20 protein-coding genes, 1 tRNA gene and 3 pseudogenes are annotated in these 19,091 nt (G+C 69.7%); 14 read left to right on the top strand and 10 right to left on the bottom strand.

The features are described 5' to 3' along the window. Positions 1-27: 27 nt before the first annotated feature. From mshA to B1L11_RS21770, 3 genes and pseudogenes are all read left to right on the top strand, one after another. Positions 28-1,350 carry a D-inositol-3-phosphate glycosyltransferase gene (mshA, locus tag B1L11_RS21780; protein WP_079316202.1) on the top strand — a complete coding sequence of 441 codons (1,323 nt, stop codon included), beginning with the start codon at positions 28-30 and terminating at the stop codon, positions 1,348-1,350. A 172-nt stretch (positions 1,351-1,522) separates the two neighbouring features. Beyond that, positions 1,523-2,007, top strand: a pseudogene (locus tag B1L11_RS21775) (YbjN domain-containing protein). A 39-nt stretch (positions 2,008-2,046) separates the two neighbouring features. Further along, positions 2,047-2,790 (top strand): phosphoglyceromutase, encoded by a 744-nt coding sequence (locus B1L11_RS21770; protein ID WP_079316186.1) that lies wholly within the window; start codon positions 2,047-2,049, stop codon positions 2,788-2,790. 52 nt (positions 2,791-2,842) lie between these two features. Here the strand turns inward: B1L11_RS21770 and B1L11_RS21765 are convergent, their stop codons facing one another. From B1L11_RS21765 to phoU, 3 genes and pseudogenes are all read right to left on the bottom strand, one after another. Next, entirely contained in the window at positions 2,843-3,109 is a 267-nt protein-coding gene (locus B1L11_RS21765; protein ID WP_079316185.1) for a hypothetical protein, read from the bottom strand. Next, positions 3,051-4,268 (bottom strand): hypothetical protein, encoded by a 1,218-nt coding sequence (locus B1L11_RS21760; RefSeq protein WP_143737441.1) that lies wholly within the window; start codon positions 4,266-4,268, stop codon positions 3,051-3,053. Before B1L11_RS21760 ends, B1L11_RS21765 begins: the two co-directional genes overlap by 59 nt. Before the next feature lie 108 nt (positions 4,269-4,376). Further along, positions 4,377-5,035, bottom strand: a pseudogene (gene phoU, locus B1L11_RS21755) (phosphate signaling complex protein PhoU). A gap of 104 nt (positions 5,036-5,139) precedes the next feature. On the opposite strand from phoU, the gene B1L11_RS21750 reads away from it, so the two are divergent. Continuing rightward, on the top strand, positions 5,140-6,330 hold the full coding sequence (locus B1L11_RS21750) for a cell wall metabolism sensor histidine kinase WalK (protein ID WP_079316183.1): 1,191 nt from the start codon (positions 5,140-5,142) through the stop codon (positions 6,328-6,330). Next, positions 6,327-7,016, top strand: coding sequence for a response regulator transcription factor (locus B1L11_RS21745; RefSeq protein WP_079316182.1), 690 nt, complete (start codon positions 6,327-6,329; stop codon positions 7,014-7,016). The genes B1L11_RS21750 and B1L11_RS21745 overlap by 4 nt, the downstream gene beginning before the upstream one ends. A 92-nt stretch (positions 7,017-7,108) precedes the next feature. Here B1L11_RS21745 and B1L11_RS21740 read toward each other — a convergent pair whose 3' ends face one another. Then, on the bottom strand, positions 7,109-7,759 hold the full coding sequence (locus B1L11_RS21740) for a hypothetical protein (RefSeq protein WP_079316181.1): 651 nt from the start codon (positions 7,757-7,759) through the stop codon (positions 7,109-7,111). 257 nt (positions 7,760-8,016) lie between these two features. Between B1L11_RS21740 and B1L11_RS21735 the strand changes: the two genes are divergently transcribed. The 3 genes from B1L11_RS21735 (at position 8,017) to B1L11_RS21725 (ending at position 9,440) form a co-directional block, all read left to right on the top strand. Next, on the top strand, positions 8,017-8,499 hold the full coding sequence (locus B1L11_RS21735; protein ID WP_030510364.1) for a CarD family transcriptional regulator: 483 nt from the start codon (positions 8,017-8,019) through the stop codon (positions 8,497-8,499). 17 nt (positions 8,500-8,516) lie between these two features. Further along, entirely contained in the window at positions 8,517-8,978 is a 462-nt protein-coding gene (ispF, locus tag B1L11_RS21730) for a 2-C-methyl-D-erythritol 2,4-cyclodiphosphate synthase (protein WP_079316180.1), read from the top strand. A gap of 192 nt (positions 8,979-9,170) precedes the next feature. After that, positions 9,171-9,440, top strand: coding sequence for a GlsB/YeaQ/YmgE family stress response membrane protein (locus B1L11_RS21725; protein WP_079316179.1), 270 nt, complete (start codon positions 9,171-9,173; stop codon positions 9,438-9,440). Between the two features lie 229 nt (positions 9,441-9,669). On the opposite strand, the gene B1L11_RS45465 is transcribed toward B1L11_RS21725, so the two are convergent. Beyond that, positions 9,670-9,873 (bottom strand): hypothetical protein, encoded by a 204-nt coding sequence (locus tag B1L11_RS45465; RefSeq protein WP_143737440.1) that lies wholly within the window; start codon positions 9,871-9,873, stop codon positions 9,670-9,672. 215 nt (positions 9,874-10,088) lie between these two features. After that, positions 10,089-11,168 (bottom strand): DUF2637 domain-containing protein, encoded by a 1,080-nt coding sequence (locus B1L11_RS21720; protein WP_079316178.1) that lies wholly within the window; start codon positions 11,166-11,168, stop codon positions 10,089-10,091. A gap of 306 nt (positions 11,169-11,474) precedes the next feature. Between B1L11_RS21720 and cysS the strand changes: the two genes are divergently transcribed. From cysS to B1L11_RS21705, 3 genes are all read left to right on the top strand, one after another. Continuing rightward, the gene (cysS, locus tag B1L11_RS21715; protein ID WP_079316177.1) at positions 11,475-12,869 is read left to right on the top strand and encodes a cysteine--tRNA ligase; all 1,395 of its coding nucleotides are present in this window, start codon (positions 11,475-11,477) and stop codon (positions 12,867-12,869) included. A 22-nt stretch (positions 12,870-12,891) separates the two neighbouring features. Continuing rightward, entirely contained in the window at positions 12,892-13,851 is a 960-nt protein-coding gene (gene rlmB / locus B1L11_RS21710; RefSeq protein WP_079316176.1) for a 23S rRNA (guanosine(2251)-2'-O)-methyltransferase RlmB, read from the top strand. 51 nt (positions 13,852-13,902) lie between these two features. Beyond that, positions 13,903-13,978 (top strand) — tRNA-Thr (locus B1L11_RS21705). 77 nt (positions 13,979-14,055) lie between these two features. On the opposite strand, the gene B1L11_RS21700 is transcribed toward B1L11_RS21705, so the two are convergent. After that, the gene (locus B1L11_RS21700) at positions 14,056-14,259 is read right to left on the bottom strand and encodes a hypothetical protein (protein ID WP_179155265.1); all 204 of its coding nucleotides are present in this window, start codon (positions 14,257-14,259) and stop codon (positions 14,056-14,058) included. 287 nt (positions 14,260-14,546) lie between these two features. Further along, positions 14,547-15,440 (bottom strand): NADP-dependent oxidoreductase, encoded by an 894-nt coding sequence (locus tag B1L11_RS21695; RefSeq protein WP_079316174.1) that lies wholly within the window; start codon positions 15,438-15,440, stop codon positions 14,547-14,549. Between the two features lie 70 nt (positions 15,441-15,510). On the opposite strand from B1L11_RS21695, the gene B1L11_RS21690 reads away from it, so the two are divergent. Together B1L11_RS21690 and B1L11_RS21685 are read left to right on the top strand one after the other, a co-directional pair. Then, on the top strand, positions 15,511-16,092 hold the full coding sequence (locus B1L11_RS21690) for a TetR/AcrR family transcriptional regulator (RefSeq protein ID WP_079316173.1): 582 nt from the start codon (positions 15,511-15,513) through the stop codon (positions 16,090-16,092). Between the two features lie 137 nt (positions 16,093-16,229). After that, complete coding sequence (locus B1L11_RS21685) at positions 16,230-16,454, top strand: DUF2283 domain-containing protein (RefSeq protein WP_079316172.1); 225 nt, start codon at positions 16,230-16,232, stop codon at positions 16,452-16,454. 26 nt (positions 16,455-16,480) lie between these two features. Here B1L11_RS21685 and B1L11_RS21680 read toward each other — a convergent pair. After that, a pseudogene (locus B1L11_RS21680) lies at positions 16,481-16,657 on the bottom strand (tyrosine-type recombinase/integrase); the annotation flags it as partial. A 988-nt stretch (positions 16,658-17,645) separates the two neighbouring features. After that, a complete protein-coding gene (locus B1L11_RS21675) occupies positions 17,646-18,188 on the bottom strand; it encodes a hypothetical protein (protein ID WP_079316171.1) in 543 nt (180 codons plus the stop codon). Positions 18,189-18,393: 205 nt separating this feature from the next. Here B1L11_RS21675 and B1L11_RS21670 point away from each other — a divergent pair, with 205 nt between their 5' ends. After that, complete coding sequence (locus B1L11_RS21670) at positions 18,394-18,933, top strand: GNAT family N-acetyltransferase (RefSeq protein WP_079316170.1); 540 nt, start codon at positions 18,394-18,396, stop codon at positions 18,931-18,933. The last annotated feature ends 158 nt before the right edge of the window (positions 18,934-19,091 follow it).

The raw sequence follows: 19,091 nt of genomic DNA, 5'->3' as shown, positions 1-19,091 counted from the left end.
TGCTCACCGATGTCGGGGAATCCGGTGATGATTTTGGTGGTTATAACGCTTTCGGAGGTGGTTCGGGTGTCGGTGTTACGGCGTCGGGTCAACCGCGTCGCGACCATCAGCGTGCACACATCCCCGCTGGACCAGCCGGGCACCGGGGACGCGGGCGGCATGAACGTCTACATCCTCGAGGTCGCCAAGCGTCTCGCGGCGCTGGGCATCGAGGTGGAGATCTTCACCCGTCGCACCGCCCGTGACCTGCCTCCGGTCGCCGAGCTGAGCCCGGGCGTGCTCGTGCGCCACGTCACCGCCGGGCCGTACGAGGAGCTCGACCGCGCCGACCTCCCCGGGCAGCTGTGCGGCTTCCTGTCCGGCGTGCTGCGCACCGAGGCGATGTACGACCCCGGCAGGTACGACGTCATCCACTCGCACTACTGGCTGTCCGGCCAGGTGGGCTGGCTGGCCAAGGAACGCTGGGGCGTGCCGCTCGTGCACACCATGCACACCATGGCCAAGGTGAAGAACGCGCTGCTCGCCGAGGGCGACAAGCCCGAGCCGGCGATGCGCGTGCTCGGCGAGGAGCAGGTCGTGGAGGTCGCCGACCGCCTGGTCGCCAACACCGCTGCCGAGGCCGAGGAGCTGATCAGCCTGTACGGCGCGCCGCGCGAGCGGGTGGCGGTCGTCAACCCGGGCGTGAACCTCGCCGTCTTCCAGCCCGCGTCCAAGGGTGCCGCGCGCCACCGCCTCGGCCTGCCGCAGGACGCCCACGTGCTGCTGTTCGTGGGCCGCATCCAGCCGCTCAAGGCCCCCGACGTGCTGCTCAGGGCCGCCGCCCGGATGCTCGTGGAGGACCCCTCGCTGCGGTCGCGGCTCGTCGTGGCCTGCGTGGGCGGGCCCAGCGGCAACGGCCTCGCGCATCCCTCCCTGCTCAGCGACCTCGCCGCCGAACTGGGCATCACCGACGTCGTACGGCTCGCGCCGCCCGCGCCGCAGCCGGAGCTGGCCGACTGGTATCGGGCCGCCGACGTGACCGTCGTGCCCTCGTACAACGAGTCGTTCGGGCTGGTCGCGCTGGAGTCGCAGGCGTGCGGCACGCCGGTCGTCGCGGCGGCGGTCGGCGGCCTGCGCACGGCCGTCAAGGACGGCGTGTCCGGCGTGCTGGTGGCGGGACACGACCCGCACGACTGGGCGCGCGAGCTCGCGCTGCTGGCCCGCCGCCCGGACCGGCTCGCCGAACTTGCCGCGGGCGCCGTGCAGCACGCCACGGGCTTCGGCTGGTCGGCGACCGCCGCCCGGCTGGCCGACGTGTACGCCGGCGCCATGGCCCAGCTCCACCGGACCCCCATCGCGGTCAACTCATAGGAGTGTTGAAAAGGGGCTGCCCGTCGCGAGCGGGGATCCAGGCGGATGCATCGCAAGGCGGAGGAGGAGCTCGTAGCCGGAGGCTACGGGCGACGACGACAACGCCGCGAGGCGCCGCCTGGGCCCCGCGCAGCAGGGCATGGCTTTTGAAACACGACTTAGGGTGGTCGGTATGAGACCGGATCTGGAAGCGGTCATCGCGTCGGCGCTGGAGTCCGCCGAGCTGTCCTATGAGCGGCCGAAGCCGGGCGCGTTCCTGGTCAGGCTGCCGGGCCAGCACAAGCTCGCCACGCTGACCTGGCTCGTCATCGGCGACCAGGCGCTCAACATCGAGGCGTTCTTCTGCCGGCAGCCCGACGAGAACCACGCCGAGTTCTACCGCTGGCTGCTCCACAAGAACGGCTGATGTACGGCGTCCACTTCGCCGTCGACGCCACGGGCGACGTGCACCTGGTCGGCCGGCTGCCGCTGGACGCGGTGACCGAGGAGGAGATCGACCGGGTCCTCGGCTGCGTCCTCACCTACTCCGACGAGTCGTTCGACCGCGCCCTCGAACTGGGCTTCGCGACGTCCATCAGGCGCGAGTGGGAGTGGCGGGTCAAGCGCGGCGAGTCGCTGGCCAACCTCCGGGCCTTCGCCCGGGTGGTCGAGTCCTGACCAACGGGACGTCCGCCGCACGCCGATAGGATTGGCCGCATGGCGACTTTGGTGCTGCTGCGGCACGGCGAGAGCGAATGGAATGTCAAAGGCCTGTTCACCGGCTGGGTGGACGTCACACTCTCGCCGACCGGCGAGGAGGAGGCGCGGCGCGGCGGTCAGCTGCTCCTGGAGGCCGGCATCCGGCCCGACGTGGTGCACACCTCGGTGCTCACCCGGGCAATCAAGACCGCCAATATCGCGCTCGAGGCGGCCGACCTGCTGTGGCTGCCGGTCAAGCGCTCCTGGCGGCTGAACGAGCGCCACTACGGCGCGCTCCAGGGCAAGGACAAGGCCCAGACCCGCGCCGAGTTCGGCGACGAGCAGTTCATGCTGTGGCGCCGGTCCTACGACGTGCCGCCGCCGCCGATCGCCGACGACGACGAGTACTCCCAGCTCGGCGACGGCCGCTACTCCCTGCTGCCCTCGGAGCTGGTGCCGCGCACGGAGTGCCTCAAGGACGTCGTCGCGCGCATGCTTCCGTACTGGTACGACGAGATCGTCCCCGACCTGGCGGCCGGCCGCGACGTGCTGGTGGTGGCGCACGGCAACTCCCTGCGCGCGCTGGTCAAGCACCTGGAGGGCATCAGCGACACCGACATCGCGGGCCTGAACATCCCCACCGGCATTCCGCTGCGCTACGAGCTGGACGCCGACTTCCGTCCGGTCGGCAAGGGCGAGTACCTCGACCCCGAGGCCGCCAAGGCCGCCATCGAGGCCGTCGCCAACCAGGGCAAGAAGTAACCCTCGCACCTGTCCCGCAGGCCGCGCCTCCTATCAGGGGCGCGGCCTGCGGTCATTTGTAGGCGACGGGCTTCTTCGCCGTGCCGGGGAACACCATGACCAGGAGTTCGACGGCGCCGTCCGGGGGATCGGGCACCTGGGTCACGAGCGTGCGGCCGCGGAGGTGGACCCTGACGCGGTACGAGCCCGGGCCGCGGACGGTCAGCCCCTTCAGCGTCGGTCCCTCGCCGCCGCCCAGTTGCAGGGACCCGGACGGGCTCTCATAGCCGCCCCGGCACCGCCCGAAGATCAGGCCCGTACGACAGCGCCGGGCCACCATGTGGACCGAGTTCTGGACCATCGAGGGCTGGGAGGACGGCTACGAGGGCAATCCCCCGGACCTGGTCAAAGACCTGGTGGGAAGCGGCCGGGGCGCGCTGGCGATCTGGGCCGCCGACGAGGCCGGTTCCGCCTGCGTGACGGTCGAGTCCTACACCCGGCGCCCGCCGCTGGAAACCAGCGGCTGGGAGGAGGTGGTCGAGGTCCGCCGCGCAGGCCCGCTCCTCCCGGGCGACGTACGCGTCCGACTCCGCCTGCCACCGCTCTTCCTCCGCCTGTTGCGCGCGGGCCACCGCGGGGCAGAGGCTCGGCAGCGCGATAGCCAGGGACGCCTGCGGGGCCTCCTGGACGGCTGCCGCGCCGATGTCGCCTCCGTGCCGGGTCGCCAGCGCGCACAGGTGGCGCCCCTGATCCAGGACGGCCTCGTCGGAAACCTCGTTCCATTCCTCCAGGCCTGAGCCGTACCGGTGGTCGTACCGGACCGCGCAGAGGAAGCGCTTGTCCGCCTCGCTCAGCCCCTTGACCGTGCCGTCGCCAAATCCGGGACAGCCGAGTTCCCACTGCGCGTTCACCTTCCCGGGCGGGGCCGACGCCGCCGGGAGCAGGACGACCGCGGTCACCGCCAGGACGGCTGCCGTCGTACGGACGACCGGGCCCCGGCGCACGAACACGCGCCGGGGAGCGCGCACGGCGAGCAGGACGAGGACCGGCGGAAGGCAGTCGTAGAGCCCCCACCCGACCTGTGCGGAGAACAGCTCGGGCGGCCCCCACACGTCCAGGCAGGCGGGGCCGAGCGCCGCGTCGAGGGTGGGGAGCAGGAAGCCGGGGAGGTTGAGGACGAGCAGCACGGCGGCGACGCAACGGCCGATGATCCTGCCCAGTCGGGCTCGTCCGCTCCGGAGGCTCAGATACCAGCCCGCGCAACCCAGGACGATCAGCGGTGCTCCGCCGTACGAGAAGAGGGGAAAGTCGGTGATCAGGTATGTCCGGGGGGAGACCCGATCATAGATGTCCCAGCCGAGGCAGGAGCCCCAGTACGTCGATATGTAGCTCCGGCTGCCGTAGTCGCCGGCCAGGATCGACACGATCCAGAAGTAGAGGGTAGGAGCCACCGCGGTCAGCGCGGCCGCCGCCCAGAGCACCCGTGATCGTCTCGGCACGAGAGCGAAGACTATTCGGCACGTGCGACAAATCCAGCGACGTGCGAGAACGCAGGAAGCCCCGGCCCCCCGAGGACCGGGGCTTCCGCGCCCCCGTGTGCCGTCGCGTCAGCCGGCGAGGGCGTCCGCGTCGCGCGTACCCGTGACGAGGTACACGACGTCGCGGGCGACGCGTACGGCGTGGTCGCGTACCGCTCGTAGTAGCGGCCCGCCAGCGTGATGTCGATGGCGGCCTCGATGCCGTGCTCCCAGTCCTTCGAGAGCAGGACGCGGAACAGCCGGCGGTGACGACGGTCCATCGCGTCGTCGTCGTCCTCCAGCTCCTTCGCGAGATCGATGTCCCGGGAGGCGATGCAGCTGCCCGCCTTGGTGATCAGGTTCTCGGCGATGGCGCCCATCTCGACGAACGTGTCACGCAGCTCGGCCGGGATGGCGGACTCGGGATGGCGCATCCGGGCGAGCTTGGCGATGTGCTCGGCCAGATCGCCCATACGCTCCAGGTCGGCGGCCATCCGCAGGGCGGTGATGACGGTACGCAGGTCGACCGCCACCGGCTGCTGCGTGGCCATCAGCTCGAAGATCGAGGCCTCGAGCTCCTGGTGCAGCCGGTCGACCTCCGCGTCCTGGGAGATGACGCTCTCCGCCAGCTGCAGGTCGGCGTCGAGCAGGGCGGTCGTCCCCCTCGACATGGCCGACCGCACCAGGCGGGTCATCTCCACCAGGCGGTCGGTCAGGGCCGCAAGCTCTTCGTGATAGGCGTCGCGCATGGCCGCCACGCTACGCGCGGATCTATGAACGAATCCCGACCGCCGGATGAACTTTTCCGGAAACAGGGCCGTCGTGCCAGGTCGGACAGGTGGAAGAACCAGAAATGCCGCCTAGGCTGCTGAATGTGAACGAGTTGCTGGCGAGCCTGGCGGCGATGGGCGGATTCGTCCTCGGCTCCTTCGTCATGCTCGCGATCCGACGGCAGACGGACAAGCCCCGCGCCCCGGAACCGGTGGACGACGGCCTGCCTCCGGGGGTGGCGTCGGTGCTCGCCGTGCTGCCCTCCTCGGCGGTCGTACTCGACCGCGAGGACCGGGTGCTGCGCGCCAGTTCGGCCGCGCGCGCCTTCGGCCTCGTACGCGGGGAGTCCCTCATGGCGGCCGAACTGCTCGCGCTGGCCAGGAAGGTCCGCAGGGACGGCGAGATCCGCGAGAGCGAGATAGAGACCGCCGGGCGCAAGTTCGGACAGGAGTCCACGTCGTTCGCGGTGCGGGTGGCTCCGCTCGGCTCCCACGGACAGGTGCTCGTGCTCGCCGAGGACCAGACCGAGCGGCAGCGGGTCGAGGCGGTGCGCAGGGACTTCGTCGCGAACGTCAGCCACGAGCTCAAGACGCCGGTCGGCGCGCTGAGCCTGCTCGCCGAGACCGTCCAGGACGCGGCCGACGACCCCGAGGCAGTGAAGCGGTTCGCCGGCCGGATGCAGCACGAGGCCGCCCGCCTGACCTACCTGGTACAGGACCTGATCACGCTGTCGCGGATCCAGGGCGGCGAGCCCATCCCGGCGCCCGCGCAGGTGCCCGTGGACGAGACCGTCCACGAGGCCATCGACCGGTGCAACACGAAGGCCTCGGCGAAGGACATCACGCTCGTCGCGGGCGGCACCGAGGGTCTCAAGGTCTGGGGCGACGAGGAGCTTCTCGTCACCGCGTTGCGCAACCTCATCGACAACGCCGTCGCCTACAGCCCCGAGCACACCCGCGTCGTGATCAGCGCCAGGCCGGCCGGGAACGCCGTCGAGGTGAGCGTGAGCGACCAGGGCATCGGCATCCCGGAAAGCGCCCAGGAGCGCATCTTCGAGCGGTTCTTCCGGGTCGACGCCGCCAGGTCCCGGGCCACCGGCGGCACCGGGCTCGGTCTCGCGATAGTCAAACACGTGGCCGTCGCCCACGGCGGCGAGGTCGCGGTGTGGAGCAAAGAGGGCTCCGGTTCGACCTTCACTCTTCGCCTTCCCGCGTTCGGCGGTCAGGCGGTCCCCGTACCAAGCACGACCATCCCCCAGGAGGCCGCTAAGTGACTCGGGTACTCGTCGTCGAGGACGAGGAGTCGTTCTCGGACGCCTTGTCGTACATGCTCAGGAAAGAGGGGTACGAGGTCGCGGTGGCGGCCACCGGCCCCGAGGCACTGGACGCGTTCGACCGCAACGGCGCCGACCTCGTCCTGCTCGACCTGATGCTCCCGGGCCTGCCCGGAACCGAGGTGTGCCGCTCGCTCAGGCAGCGGTCCAAGGTGCCGGTGATCATGCTGACCGCCAAGGACAGCGAGATCGACAAGGTCGTCGGCCTCGAGCTGGGCGCCGACGACTATGTGACGAAGCCGTTCTCGTCCCGCGAGCTGGTGGCGCGCATCCGCGCGGTGCTGCGCAGGCAGGGCGACGTCGAGGAGGTGGAGTCGGCCGTCCTGACCGGGGGACCGGTCCGCATGGACGTCGACCGGCACATCGTGGCCGTGCGCGGCCAGCAGGTGCAGCTCCCGCTGAAGGAGTTCGAGCTGCTCGAGGTGCTGCTGCGCAACGCCGGGCGCGTGCTGACCCGCGGCCAGCTCATCGACCGGGTCTGGGGTGCCGACTACGTGGGCGACACCAAGACGCTCGACGTGCACGTGAAGCGGCTGCGGGCCAAGGTCGAGGCCGACCCGTCCAACCCCCGCTGCATCCTCACCGTGCGCGGCCTCGGTTACAAGTTCGACCCCGCCGACGACTGAGTCCGTACGGCCTTGTACGGCTCGCGCGGCCCGTACGCATGAAAGGAGCCCCTGTCCGGCCGGACAGGGCTCCTGCGCGTCTACGCGGCCCGCTACTGGGCGTTCGCGGCGGGAGACTCGGAGGCGGCGGCCCCGGTGGTCTCCGGGGTCGCGGTGTCAGACGGCGCCGGGCTCCCGGTGGCGAGCGGCGAGGCCGCGGGCGTGGCCGTCGGCGCGGGCGGCAGCGTCGCGAACTCGCGGCTGCGGGCGATGACCGGCACGGTGAGCGCGATGTCGCCGGCGTTCTTGAACTGGAGCGTGAGCTTGATGCTCTCCCCGCCGCGCAGCGCCGTCTTCAGGCCCTCGACCGTCACCCCCGTGGTCTTGGCGAGCGTGCCCGGCTGGAGGTCGATGGGGCTCTGCACCTTGACCTGGGTGGCCTTCTGCTCCTCGGGCACGGCGCCGGTGAGCTGGTCCGCAGTCCCCGTGCTGTTCAGGAGAGTCAGGTAGAGCGGCGCCGACCCGCCGACGGCGAGCTGCTGGCCCGAGTCCGGTCCGAGGATGAACGCCTGCGGGATCATGACGCCGTTCTTGCCGTAGGCCTTGCCGGGGCCGTCGCCGTCGTAGAGGACGCCCGCCTCGTTCGGGGCGTACGGCACATTGGTGTTGGCGTCGAAACCGGCGCCACACGCGGCCAGTGCAGGGATGGCGGCGGCGAGGAGCGCGGCAATGGCGATCGCCCTGCGACGGCTGCTGCTGGTCACGGTTCGAGGTCTCCTTGGTGCGCACGTGTATGGGCAGCAATCACCTTATCTGCGCCGGTCACCGGTCCGGCGTCGGCTCCCGGTCCATGTGCCGCAGCAGTGCAGGTCACCTGCTATGTCCCATATGCCGATTCACAGAGTGAGTGGCTTGTCAAGCCCCAAAACGAGGCTTTGACCTGCAGTTATGTTCCTTTCACTGTTCCGGGAGGCGGTAACCGCGTGGTACCCTGGAGTACAGCGGAAGGGGTACTCGTCACATGACTTTCCAGGTCGGCGACACTGTCGTCTACCCCCACCATGGGGCTGCTCGGATCGAGGCCATCACGACCCGAACCATCAAGGGTGAGGAAAAGACCTACCTGGTGCTGAAGGTCGACAAGGGCGACCTGACCGTACAGGTACCAGCGGAAAATGCCGAGCTCGTCGGTGTGCGCGACGTCGTCGGCCAAGAAGGACTCGAGCGGGTGTTCGACGTGCTGCGCATGCCGCACACGGAGGAGCCCACCAACTGGTCCCGCCGCTACAAGGCGAACCTTGAGAAGCTGGCGTCGGGGGACGTCAACAAGGTGGCCGAGGTGGTGCGCGACCTGTGGCGGCGCGACAAGGAGCGCGGCCTGTCCGCCGGTGAGAAGCGCATGCTCGCCAAGGCACGCCAGATCCTCGTCAGCGAACTCGCGCTGGCCGAGAAGACCAACGAGGACAAGGCGGAGGCCCTGCTCGACGAGGTGCTCAACTCCTGAACATCACATCGCCGAGGGTGGGCGTCGGAGTCGACGTCCACCCTTTCGCATCTGGCAGGGAGCTCCACCTCGCCGGACTGTTCTGGCCGGGGGAGACCGGGCTGGCCGGTCACTCCGACGGCGACGCGGCGGCGCACGCCTGCTGTGACGCGCTGCTGTCGGCGGCCGGGCTCGGAGACGTGGGCGCGCTCTTCGGCACCTCCGATCCCCGCTGGGCGGGCGCCGCGGGCGTGACCCTCCTGGAGGAGGCGGCCCGCCAGGTGCGGGCGGCCGGATTCGAGATCGGCAACCTGGCCGTACAGATCATCGGGAACCGGCCGAAGGTCGCGCCTCGCCGCGCGGAGGCGGAGAAGGCCCTCGGGGCCGCCGCCGGGGCGCCGGTGAGCGTCAGCGCGACCACGACCGACGGCCTCGGGCTCACCGGTCGCGGCGAGGGCGTCGCGGCCATCGCGACCGCCCTGATCCTCCCGGCGGCGTGAATGTTCCGTTCCAATCGGACATGCCAACCGGAATGAGACCCGGAGCGTCTCACTAACACGTGGGCGGCGGCTCGAACCAAGGCGCGGAATCGAGCCGCCGCCCTCTTTTTTCTTTCATGGGGCGCATATTTCTCTTCCGTGGGGTATCCGACAGTCCGAGGATGAAAGGGTCACCCTCATCGGGAGGTCGATATGACAATCGAGTCCATTCTCGGCGCCATCGTCATCGGTGCGGTCATCGGCGCTCTGGGCCGCCTGTTCCTGCCCGGCCGGCAGCCGATCGGCTGGCTGCTGACGATCGTCGTCGGCATCGTCGCGGCGCTCATCGGTACCGCGATCGCCCAGGTCATGGGTGTCGACACGACGCCGGGCATCGACTGGATCGAACTCGTCATGCAGGTTGTACTGGCCGTCGTGGGTGTCGGCATCGTCGCCGGCATCAAGCGAGGGTCGCGGGTGTAAGGCACTCGCTCGGTAGGGCGGCCCCCGCCCTCACCCCTTAGCGCGCAGGCCCGTCCGGCTCCCCAGCCGGGCGGGCCTGCGCGCTGTACGGCCCGGCGCATCGAGCGCGTCTCGGGAGGCCCGAACCGTGTTGGGGGACGGCCGTGGGGCGCGCGGACTGAGAGGTTGCGGGGAACGGCCATGGGGCGCGCGGGCCCCGGCGGCCCCGACGGGCGGTCGCGCGGGGTTGTCAGGCGGGCGGGCGGGGCGTGCTGCGCATCCGGCCGGACGGAGGCGCCATCGGCACCGTGCTCTCCTCGGCATTGCCGGCGCCCTCCTCGGCGTCGCCGGCTTCCGGCGTGTCCTGGTGGCCGCCTTCGGTGGCGTACGGCTCGTGCCTTCCGTCCTGCTCGGACGGGTCGGCGCAGTCCTGCGCGTGGGCGGGATCCGGCACGTCCCTGATCTGGCGGAGCGGCTGGGTGTCGACGCCCGCCTCGTCCTCGGGCCGCTCCGGCTCGGCGTCGGCGGGCTCCTCCGGTTTGGGGCGGGGGTGGACGAGGACGTCGCCGGTGTGCGGCCGTACGAGGTCGCCCCAGCGTACGGGCCGGTTCCGGCGGGGCTGCTGCGCCGGACGGTCACCCGTCTGGGCGGGAGAAGGCGCCTCTGGGGCTACGGCGGGCTGTGCGGGCGTCTCGTCGGCGACGTGTTCCGCGTCGCGGGCGTGCTCGCCCGCGACCGTCTCGACGGGCGACTCCGTGAGGGGTGGCTCCGTGACGGGCTCAGCGATGACGGGCGGGGTGCGGGGCGCCGCCGTCGGAGGCACGACCGGCAGGACCTCGGGCTCGGGTTCGGGCTCGGGCTCGTCCGGCTCCTGAGCCGGCGTCGTCTCCGACTCGGCCTCGGGGACGGTTTCGGGGATCGCCTCGGGCGGCAGCCGTACGCCGTCCTCGTCGGTGTCGGGCGTGCCGACGCGCGGTCCGGCTCGTCCTCGGCCTGCGGAGGGATGACGGGCAGCGGCGGGGCGAACTCGGGTGGCGCGACGGTCTCGGAGACCGGGCTGACCGGCAGCGGGGGGACGTAGCCGGGAGGCGCCACGGCCTCGGGAACCGGCTGCAGAGGCGGCGCGCCGTGCTCCTCGGTGACGGCGTGCACGGGCGCGGGGCGTTCCTGCACGGCCACCGGATAGGGGGCCGTGACGGCGGCCCGGGGTTCGCGCACGCCGTCGAAGGGCACCAGGTCGTCGTCGGAGTCGTCGTCGCCGTCCAGATCGGCCCGATTGGTGCGCACGTGCTTCAGCAGGAGCAGCAGCAGCCACAGCCCGATGGCGAGCATCACCCAGGGCAACAGCGCGACGACGAGAGCGGAGGCGTCGGGGTCGAAGGAGACGCCGACGGCGGTCGCGGCGTTCGCTGCGGCGGCCGCCGCCAGGAGCAGGAGCAGGACGAAGCCCGCCTGTAACCGGACCAGGAGTCGCGCGCCCCGCAGCAACGGCACGCTGACCAGGGCGACGACCAGCAGGACGTCGAACGCCGCGGGATACAGGTAGGCGAGCCGTGGCTCGGCACGCCCGGAGACGGCCAGAGCCCGCAGGTCGTCGAAGGACAGCGCGCAGGCGACCCCCGCGAGCACCGCGAGGGCGGCGCCCGCGAGGCCGATGGCCAGGCGGCGCAGCACCAGCGGGATTCCGGAGGGGGTGTTTCGGGACGGGCGGGAGGCCGTGCCTGCCGCGCCGGGGGGAGTCACGTCCATGGCGTTTCGAGCCTACAGAATCGGAGTGACGATCGATCGCAACCCCGTGATCACCCGTTTCGTGTCGGAACGGGGAACTCCGCCGGGAACCTCCGGCGCGGTCCCGGCCCGGCGACGCTGCGTGTCCGGCCCGGTCCAGCAGGAGTCTGGCGAAGGTCGCGCGGACCGCCGTACAGATCGTTACGCGTTTTGTTTAGGGTCATATCGGGACTTATGTGTCGGAAGTTTCCATGATCGACCACACCACGCCGTTCACGGGCGCCCAAGTAGCCCTGTGCTGCGCCGTCAGGCGTTAGCCTTGCCTTCGTGAGCCTGCACCTCTACGACACCAGCACGCGTACGGTCCGTGAATTCGTACCGGTCGAGCCCGGCCGGGTCTCGATATATCTGTGTGGTGCGACCGTTCAGGCTCCGCCGCACATCGGGCACATCAGGTCCGGCGTGAACTTCGACGTACTCCGCCGGTGGCTGATGCGGCAGGGCTACGACGTGACCTTCTGCCGCAACGTCACCGATCTCGACGACAAGATCATCAGGGTCGCCGCCCAGGAGGGCGTTCCCTGGTTCGTCGTGTCCGAGCGCAACCAGCGCGCCTTCACCTGGGCGTACGACCAGCTCGGCTGCCTGCCGCCGACCGTCGAGCCCCGCGCGATGGGCCACGTGCCGGAGATGATCGAGCTGATGCGGCGGCTGATCGACAAGGGGCACGCGTACGCGGCGGGCGGCGACGTCTACTTCGACGTGGTCTCCTACGCCGACCGGTACGGCTCGCTCTCCAACCAGAAGCTGGAGAACATGCGGGCGGCCGCGGACACCGACACCGACTCGCTCAAGCACGACCCGCGTGATTTCGCGCTGTGGAAGGGCGCCAAACCCGGTGAGCCCACCTGGCCGACGCCGTGGGGCCGGGGCCGTCCCGGCTGGCACCTGGAGTGCTCCGCCATGGCGACCAAGTATCTCGGCGGCACCTTCGACATCCACGGCGGCGGAGTCGACCTGATCTTCCCGCACCACGAGAACGAGATCGCCCAGTCGCAGGCGGCGGGCGACGGTTTCGCGCGCTACTGGCTGCACAACGGGCTGCTGACGCTGGGCGGCGAGAAGATGAGCAAGTCGCTCGGCAACTCGCTGCTGATCCCGGAGATGCTGCGCAAGGTGCGCGCGGTCGAGCTGCGCTACTACCTGGTCGCGGCGCACTACCGCTCGGCGATCGACTACTCCGACGAGGCGCTCCAGGAGGCGGCGGCCGGATACCGCCGGATCGAGGGGTTCGTCACGCGGGCGGCCGAGGTGATCCACGACGTGGACGCCGCCGCGCCGCTGCCCCAGGCGTTCGTGGACGCCATGGACGACGACCTGAACGTCTCGCAGGCGCTCGCCGTGATCCACGAGGTGGTCCGCGAGGGCAACGTCGCGCTGGCCCAGGGCAACAAGGAGCAGGTCGCCCGGCTGCTCGCCGAGACGCAGAACATGCTCGACGTGCTCGGCCTCGACCCCAGGTCGGAGCAGTGGCGTGCGACCGGCGACTCGGGGCTCCGCGAGGTCGTGGACGCGCTCGTGACCGTGGCGCTGGAGCAGCGGCAGGCCGCGCGTGCCCGCAAGGACTACGCGGCCGCCGACGCGATCCGCGACCAGCTCGCGGCGGCCGGGATCGTGGTGGAGGACACCCCGCAGGGCCCGCGATGGGAGCTGGCACAGTAGGCGTGGCCCTACGCTAGAGACCATGGCGGGAAGGGCTTCAGGGAAGCCGTCGAAGAAGCAGGGGCCGGCGAAGGGCTCGGGTGGCAAGGTCAGGCGCTCCCTGGAGGGCAAGGGAGCGACGCCGCCCGCGCACATGCGGCACTGGTACAAGGACAAGGCCCGAGCCGAGCGGATCGAGCGCGAGGCCCGGGGCGGCGGGGGTTCCTCCTCGCGTGCGCCGAGCCGTACGCGCCGGGAGGACGCCCCGGAGGTCATCGGCGGCCGGAACCCCGTTGTCGAGGCGCTGCGCGCGGGGGTCCCCGCGAACGCGTTGTACGTGGCGCAGCGGGTCGACAACGACGATCGCGTCCGCGAGGCCATCAAGATCGCGGCTGACCGCGGCATCGCCCTGCTGGAGGTCAGCCGGGACAAGCTCGACCGGCTGACCGAGAGCACGGTTCACCAGGGCCTCGGCCTGCAGGTCCCGCCGTACGACTACGCGCACCCCGAGCAGCTCGTGGAGCGGGCCAGGGACGCCGCCGAAGTACCGTTGATCGTCGCCTTGGACGGCGTGACCGACCCGCGCAACCTCGGCGCCATCGCGCGCTCGGCGACCGCCTTCGGCGCGCACGGGCTGCTCGTTCCGTCCCGCCGTTCGGCGGGCGTCACCGCCGGCGCCTGGAAGACCTCGGCCGGCACCCTCGCGACCCTCCCCGTCGCCCGCGCGTCGAACCTCACCCAGACCCTCCAGGCGTACCGGGAGGAGGGCCTGTTCGTGGTCGGCCTCGACGGCACCGCCACAGTGGACATCGCCGACGTCGAACTCGCGACAGAACCGCTCGTCGTGGTCGTCGGCTCGGAGGGCAAGGGCCTGTCCCGCCTGGTCAGGGAGGCGTGCGACCAGATCGCCCGCATCCCCATGAACGCCGCGGCCGAGTCGCTGAACGCCGGCGTGGCCGCCGGGATCGCCCTCTACGAGGTCGCCCGCCACCGTCGCCGGTGATTTCACCGTGACGGTACGGTCCTCGGCCCACTAAACTCGTCTGGGTAGCAGGCCGCCTTAGCTCAATCGGCAGAGCATCTGTCTTGTAAACAGAAGGTCTGGGGTTCGATTCCCCAAGGCGGCTCCAGCTCAGAGGCCCCTCCCCGCGATCGGGAAGGGGCCTCTTACGTCCGTACAGCAGCGAGATACAGCAACGCGCTCTGATCACCCGCTGTGCCTGGAGACGATGCTTTCGATGGTGCTCAGCCAGAGGGCTCGGTCTGTTGCCTGGAAGTGATGGCCGCAGCCGAGACATTGCCAGCCCTCTTCAATGGCGTCCTCCCACACGACACATCCGCCGAGGATCAGCTCGCCTGCTGCGGCTGCCTTATCGGCGGCGGGGGTAGGCAGGCCGAACAGGAACGGCACGGTTTTGCCGGAACAGTGGGGACAGGGTGGACTGGACATCCCTCACAGGATTGCAGAAAGCATGGGAATGACGACAGGCCCACTAGGACGCGGCTGTACCGCTGGTCCCCATGGTCGACTGCGGCGCGGGTGAACCGGCTCGCGACCATGCGATGCCTGTCGGCAAGCGATCGCTTGCCGACAGGCATCCCGCGCAAGCTCTCCCGATGGACCTCACCGCCCGCCACGCGTGCGCGGAACGCTGTCCACGGTGAAGTCCATGGCGCAGACCCTCGCGACACCGGCTCTCAGACGACCAGGACCCGGCGCCCGCGGGTGTGACCGGCATGGCTGTCGATGTGAGCCGCCGCGGCCTCGGCGAGCGTGTACGACTTCTCGACCGGGATGTGGAGCTTTCCCTGCGAGATGAGGCCGGCAGCCTCGGCGAGCGCTTCCGGCATGCTCCCGGCCACGCCGGAGAATCGGACACCGAGCTCCGGCGCACCGAGATCGGCGATGGAGATCACCTTCTGCGGATCCCCGGTCAGCTCGACGAGCTCGCGGATCACGCCCGAGCCGGCCAGATCGAGAGCTGCGTCGACGTGGCCGAGCTGCCGCACCCGCTCGACCCAGCCCTCGTCGTAGGTCGTGGCGAGGGCGCCCAGGCTACGCAGATAGTCCTGGTTCGCGGCCCCAGCCGTGCCGATCACCGTGATGCCGCGGTCGCGGGCGATCTGCAGCACGGCCGATCCGACTCCCCCGGACGCACCGCTGACCAGCAGCGTCTGCCCGGGCTGCACACCGACCTGGCGGGTGATGCGCAGCGCGGTCTCCACTACGGAGGGGTACCCGGCCGCCTCTTCGAACGTCAGGCCCTCGGGCATATGGGCCCACGCCGACAGCACGGCGAACTCGGCATAGGTGCTCGCGCCTTCGCCGAACACATGGTCGCCGACTTCGACCCCTTCGACGCCCTCGCCGACTTCGTCCACCACCCCGGAGGCGTCCTGCCCGACTCCTGCGGGCAGCTCGATGGGATGGACCTTCTGGAACTGGCCTTCACGGATCCTCCAGTCGACGGGGTTCACGCCCGCCGCCCGCACGGCGATGCGTACCTGACCGGGGCCCGCGTGGGGCTCCTCGGCGTCTACGAGTTGCAGAACGTCTGGACCGCCGAACTCGGCGAAGCTCACTCTCCTCATGCGGCCGACCGTAGCACTAACGGTTAGTGTTTAAAAACTGTTCCGCTTTTGTATCTGATAGTGTTAGAGCATGACCCTGCCGTCCGGACGTCGTGAGCGCAAGAAGGCCGCGACCCGTCAGAAGATCGCCGATGCCGCCCTGCGGCTCTTCCTGGAGCGCGGGTACGACGCGGTGGGCATCCGTGACGTGGCCGCCGAGGCCGACGTGGCCGTCACCACGCTCTTCTCCCATTTCGCCTCGAAAGAGGCCCTGGTGTTCGAGCAGGACGAAGACTTTGAGCAACGTCTCATGCAGGCGGTCACCGGCCGGGGGCCGCACGAGCCGCTCATCCCTGCGCTGCGCCGCGAGATCCAGGCCCTGGTGCGACATTGCACGGCGGACGGCGCCGCCCCGATCTGGCGCATGATCGACGAATCACCTGCTCTACGGGAGTACGAGAAGTCGATGAGGATGCGCCATGCGGAGTCGCTGGCAACGGCCATCGCCGCCGATCTCGACCTGCCGCAGGCCACAACGGCCTGCCGGTCGATCGCGAGGTTCGCGATCGACGCCTATTCGCTGGCCCGTGAGGCGGCCGATCCGGAGGCCGCGGTGGACGAGATCTTCCGGATGATCGAGGCGGCCTGGGAGGTCGGCTGCCCCTCCTTGTAAACAGAAGGTCTGGGGTTCGATTCCCCAAGGCGGCTCTCGTACGGAAGGCCCCTGATCAGCATCATTGCGGTCAGGGGCCTTGTGCTTGTCTGGGCAATCTTGGGATCTTGCTAACACCCCTGCTGACAGGAGACCAGATGACCTTGGAAGAGCACCCGGGCACGTGGACATACGATCCCGAAGCCGGAGCGGCCTACGTTTACCTGCACGGCCCGATTCCGCCCGGTGGTGTCGCTGAGGTGGTGACCGTAGACAGCCCGATGGTGAACCTGGACCTGGACGCGAACGGCAGGGTGATCGGTATCGAGATCCTCGCCACGTGGCCAGGCGAAAGGGGCGACAAAGAAGGCGCTCCCGAGTAGGGGAGCGCCTCTGACAGTGGTAGGGCTCAGGCGGAATTCCTGATCGAGCTGGCGAAGACCTCGGCCGCGCTCGCCATCTGCTCGCTGATCACGTGGGCGTACACGCGGAGCGTGATGGCCGGGTCGGAGTGGCCCTGTCGGGCCGCGACGACGTGAACCGGGACGCCTGCGAGCAGGAGCGTGGTCGCGTGCAGGTGCCGGAGGTCATGAAGCCGAGCCCATACCGGCGACTCGTGGACGCCGGATTCACCAGCAGGCTCATGCCCGTTTTGACATCACGCGGCGTTAGCTCCTCGACTGGAGCCGACCGTTGGCGTCCGCCGTGGTTACAAGTTGCCTTATGGGTTCGCGCCGCCGCCTGTGCCGGGCGGCGGTGGCGCGGCGCGTCCGGACGCGACCGGGGCGTGCGGCCTCTTCGGGCCGGTCCCGTCCGCGCCGACGCCAGCCGCGCCCGATCCCAGGCAGACGCATGACGCCCGCAGGAAGCGCGACCACTAAGACGAGCACGACGCCGACCGCCGCGGCCACGCGGACGCGCCGCAGATGGCTGAGGTCTTTCTTTGCCTCCGCGGTGGGTCGACGGCGTACGAGGTGATCAGGACCGGGGCAACTTGCGGCGCGCCGTTTGAGGCGGCGAGACATGTCTCGGACGTTGCTGCGCACAAGAAGCCTGACTCAGACCGTTGCCTGCCCGATGTGTGGATGGGCTGGCGCATGTTCACAATCCTCGGGCGCGCTTGAAATTCTCTCGATCTAGAAAGTACTCAGACATGTCACTCGTGGCCCTAACGACAACGGGGTCCTCAAGGGGGGGCGGGCCATATCTGAAGGTAGTGGTTATCGACGCCGTCATCCCTCGCGCCTTCCCAATCCATGGCCTTGACGTGATACCGAATGCGGTAGGTTCCAGGCCGGCCGGAAGAGGAGGAAGGGGATGCATCACAGCCTCGTCGAAGGTGAACCCGCTCATCTCCACTTCGTCTGACATGGACACGTAGCCAATTTCCACGATGTCCTCATAGGTAGCGAGATCTGCCCCGGGATCCCGGTCGGCGATCGTCACAGTGAAGTCGGCCGGCCCCCACTGATGGGTGATGTGAAGGGTGACCCAGCCCTTCTCGACCTCGATGAACCCAACGGACTGGGCCGGTGTATCGGCATCGCCCGGACCCCGTCGCCCGGCCAGGCCGGTCAGGAGTAAGCGGCGACCATGCCGATCACGATCAGTACCAGGGACAGGGCGGTGACCGCCGATCCCGCGATTACGGCGGTCTTGCGCCCCCGCCTGGCTCTGAAGACGTACAGCACGACGTAGGGCAGGAAGGCCAGCGCGCCGAGGCCGGTGGCAGGGAGCGTCATGGCCCGCAGGACGCCCTTCGTGCCGGAAGGTAGCGCCTGATCCCCCTCAGGGGTGAGCTGGGCCCGCGTCACGTCCCCCACTTCTGAGTCGGGCGATGCGGCCACCATGACCGCGTCTCCACCGCCGTCGGGGACGAACCTGCCCCTGCAGTCATACCGTCCCTGGCCGAGGGAGACGCAGGAGACGACGGTGAGGGTGCCAGAAGTGCCGATCTTCCCGGTCGCGAGCCGGAAATCCGGCACCGCGGTCACGAACGGCAGCACGCCGAGCGCGAGCCAGCAGATCAGGAGGATGCCCATACCGATCTTTCCCGGCATGCGGCGACCTGGGGTCACGGTCGTGGTGAGCGCCTCAACAGCGTCGGTCAGGTCCATTGGGCCAGCATGGTTTCGCGGACTTGGGGCTGACCTGTAACAGGCTTGCCAGGCCGAGACGACCTGACCGTCCGACCCGCCACACCTGTGCCTCGAGCGCCGGCAGCTCCTTGGCGGCAACGTCCACCAACAACCGTTGAGCAGCTCAACGTCCGCCTCTTGCAGTCTCGTCCGGTCTTGTTCAGCACCGGGTTAGGTTGGTCGCGTGGGGACCTATGAGGATCTACCGGCGGAGCTGCTGACCGAGCGGCTGCGGTTGCGACGGTGGGTGCCGTCGGATGCCGAGGAATACCGCGGGTTATGGCTTGAGCGGGATCCACGAGCGGTACGGCGGATCGACGCCGAGGGACGCCCGACGGTCGAGGACATGCGCGGCTGGCTCCTCAAGAATCCGCTGATGGCGGATCCGGGGCTGGGACTGCTGCCGATCGAGCTGCGAGACACCGGTGAGTTCATCGGGTACTGCGGATTGACTGTCGGCCAGGGGTCTTTCGACGAACCTGAGATCGCGTACGAGCTGGCACAACGAGCTCACGGCCATGGTTACGCGACAGAAGCCGCCCGTGCGGTCATCGAAGCCGCGACGCGAACAGGACGTCGACGACTCTGGGCGACCGTGCGGGAGTGGAACGCACCCTCGTTCCGCGTCCTCGAGAAGCTCGATTTCCACCGAAGCGACCGCATCACAGAGGACGCCGAACGCGGCAACACGATCTGGATGACGCGCGTACTCGATCCGAGGTAGAGGCGTGAGCACCGGCCGCGATCCACGGTGCCTTGATGGAGTACGAATTGCGCAGGATCGGCGTCTGCTCGGTTCGCTAGTGCTCGTGGGGCCAGCTCGTCGCGGTCTCCCGTCCGACATCGCCCTGACGATCGCCTGGTGTCGGCCTGTCTTCTTAC

The sequence above is a fragment of the Microbispora sp. GKU 823 genome, from assembly GCF_002027145.1.
Classification (GTDB): Bacteria; Actinomycetota; Actinomycetes; order Streptosporangiales; family Streptosporangiaceae; genus Microbispora; species Microbispora siamensis.
The sequence above is the reverse complement of the archived record's forward strand: the minus strand, read 5'-3'. Positions and strand labels throughout refer to the sequence as shown.

What these genes read in the sequence shown, in the direction of transcription:
- mshA (WP_079316202.1), top strand. Translation starts at nt 28, where the DNA reads ATGATTTTGGTGGTTATAACGCTTTCGGAGGTGGTTCGGGTGTCGGTG.
- B1L11_RS21770 (WP_079316186.1), top strand. Translation starts at nt 2,047, where the DNA reads ATGGCGACTTTGGTGCTGCTGCGGCACGGCGAGAGCGAATGGAATGTC.
- B1L11_RS21765 (WP_079316185.1), bottom strand. Translation starts at nt 3,109, where the DNA reads ATGGTGGCCCGGCGCTGTCGTACGGGCCTGATCTTCGGGCGGTGCCGG.
- B1L11_RS21750 (WP_079316183.1), top strand. Translation starts at nt 5,140, where the DNA reads ATGCCGCCTAGGCTGCTGAATGTGAACGAGTTGCTGGCGAGCCTGGCG.
- B1L11_RS21735 (WP_030510364.1), top strand. Translation starts at nt 8,017, where the DNA reads ATGACTTTCCAGGTCGGCGACACTGTCGTCTACCCCCACCATGGGGCT.
- B1L11_RS21725 (WP_079316179.1), top strand. Translation starts at nt 9,171, where the DNA reads ATGACAATCGAGTCCATTCTCGGCGCCATCGTCATCGGTGCGGTCATC.
- B1L11_RS21720 (WP_079316178.1), bottom strand. Translation starts at nt 11,168, where the DNA reads ATGGACGTGACTCCCCCCGGCGCGGCAGGCACGGCCTCCCGCCCGTCC.
- rlmB (WP_079316176.1), top strand. Translation starts at nt 12,892, where the DNA reads ATGGCGGGAAGGGCTTCAGGGAAGCCGTCGAAGAAGCAGGGGCCGGCG.
- B1L11_RS21695 (WP_079316174.1), bottom strand. Translation starts at nt 15,440, where the DNA reads ATGAGGAGAGTGAGCTTCGCCGAGTTCGGCGGTCCAGACGTTCTGCAA.
- B1L11_RS21690 (WP_079316173.1), top strand. Translation starts at nt 15,511, where the DNA reads ATGACCCTGCCGTCCGGACGTCGTGAGCGCAAGAAGGCCGCGACCCGT.
- B1L11_RS21685 (WP_079316172.1), top strand. Translation starts at nt 16,230, where the DNA reads ATGACCTTGGAAGAGCACCCGGGCACGTGGACATACGATCCCGAAGCC.
- B1L11_RS21675 (WP_079316171.1), bottom strand. Translation starts at nt 18,188, where the DNA reads ATGGACCTGACCGACGCTGTTGAGGCGCTCACCACGACCGTGACCCCA.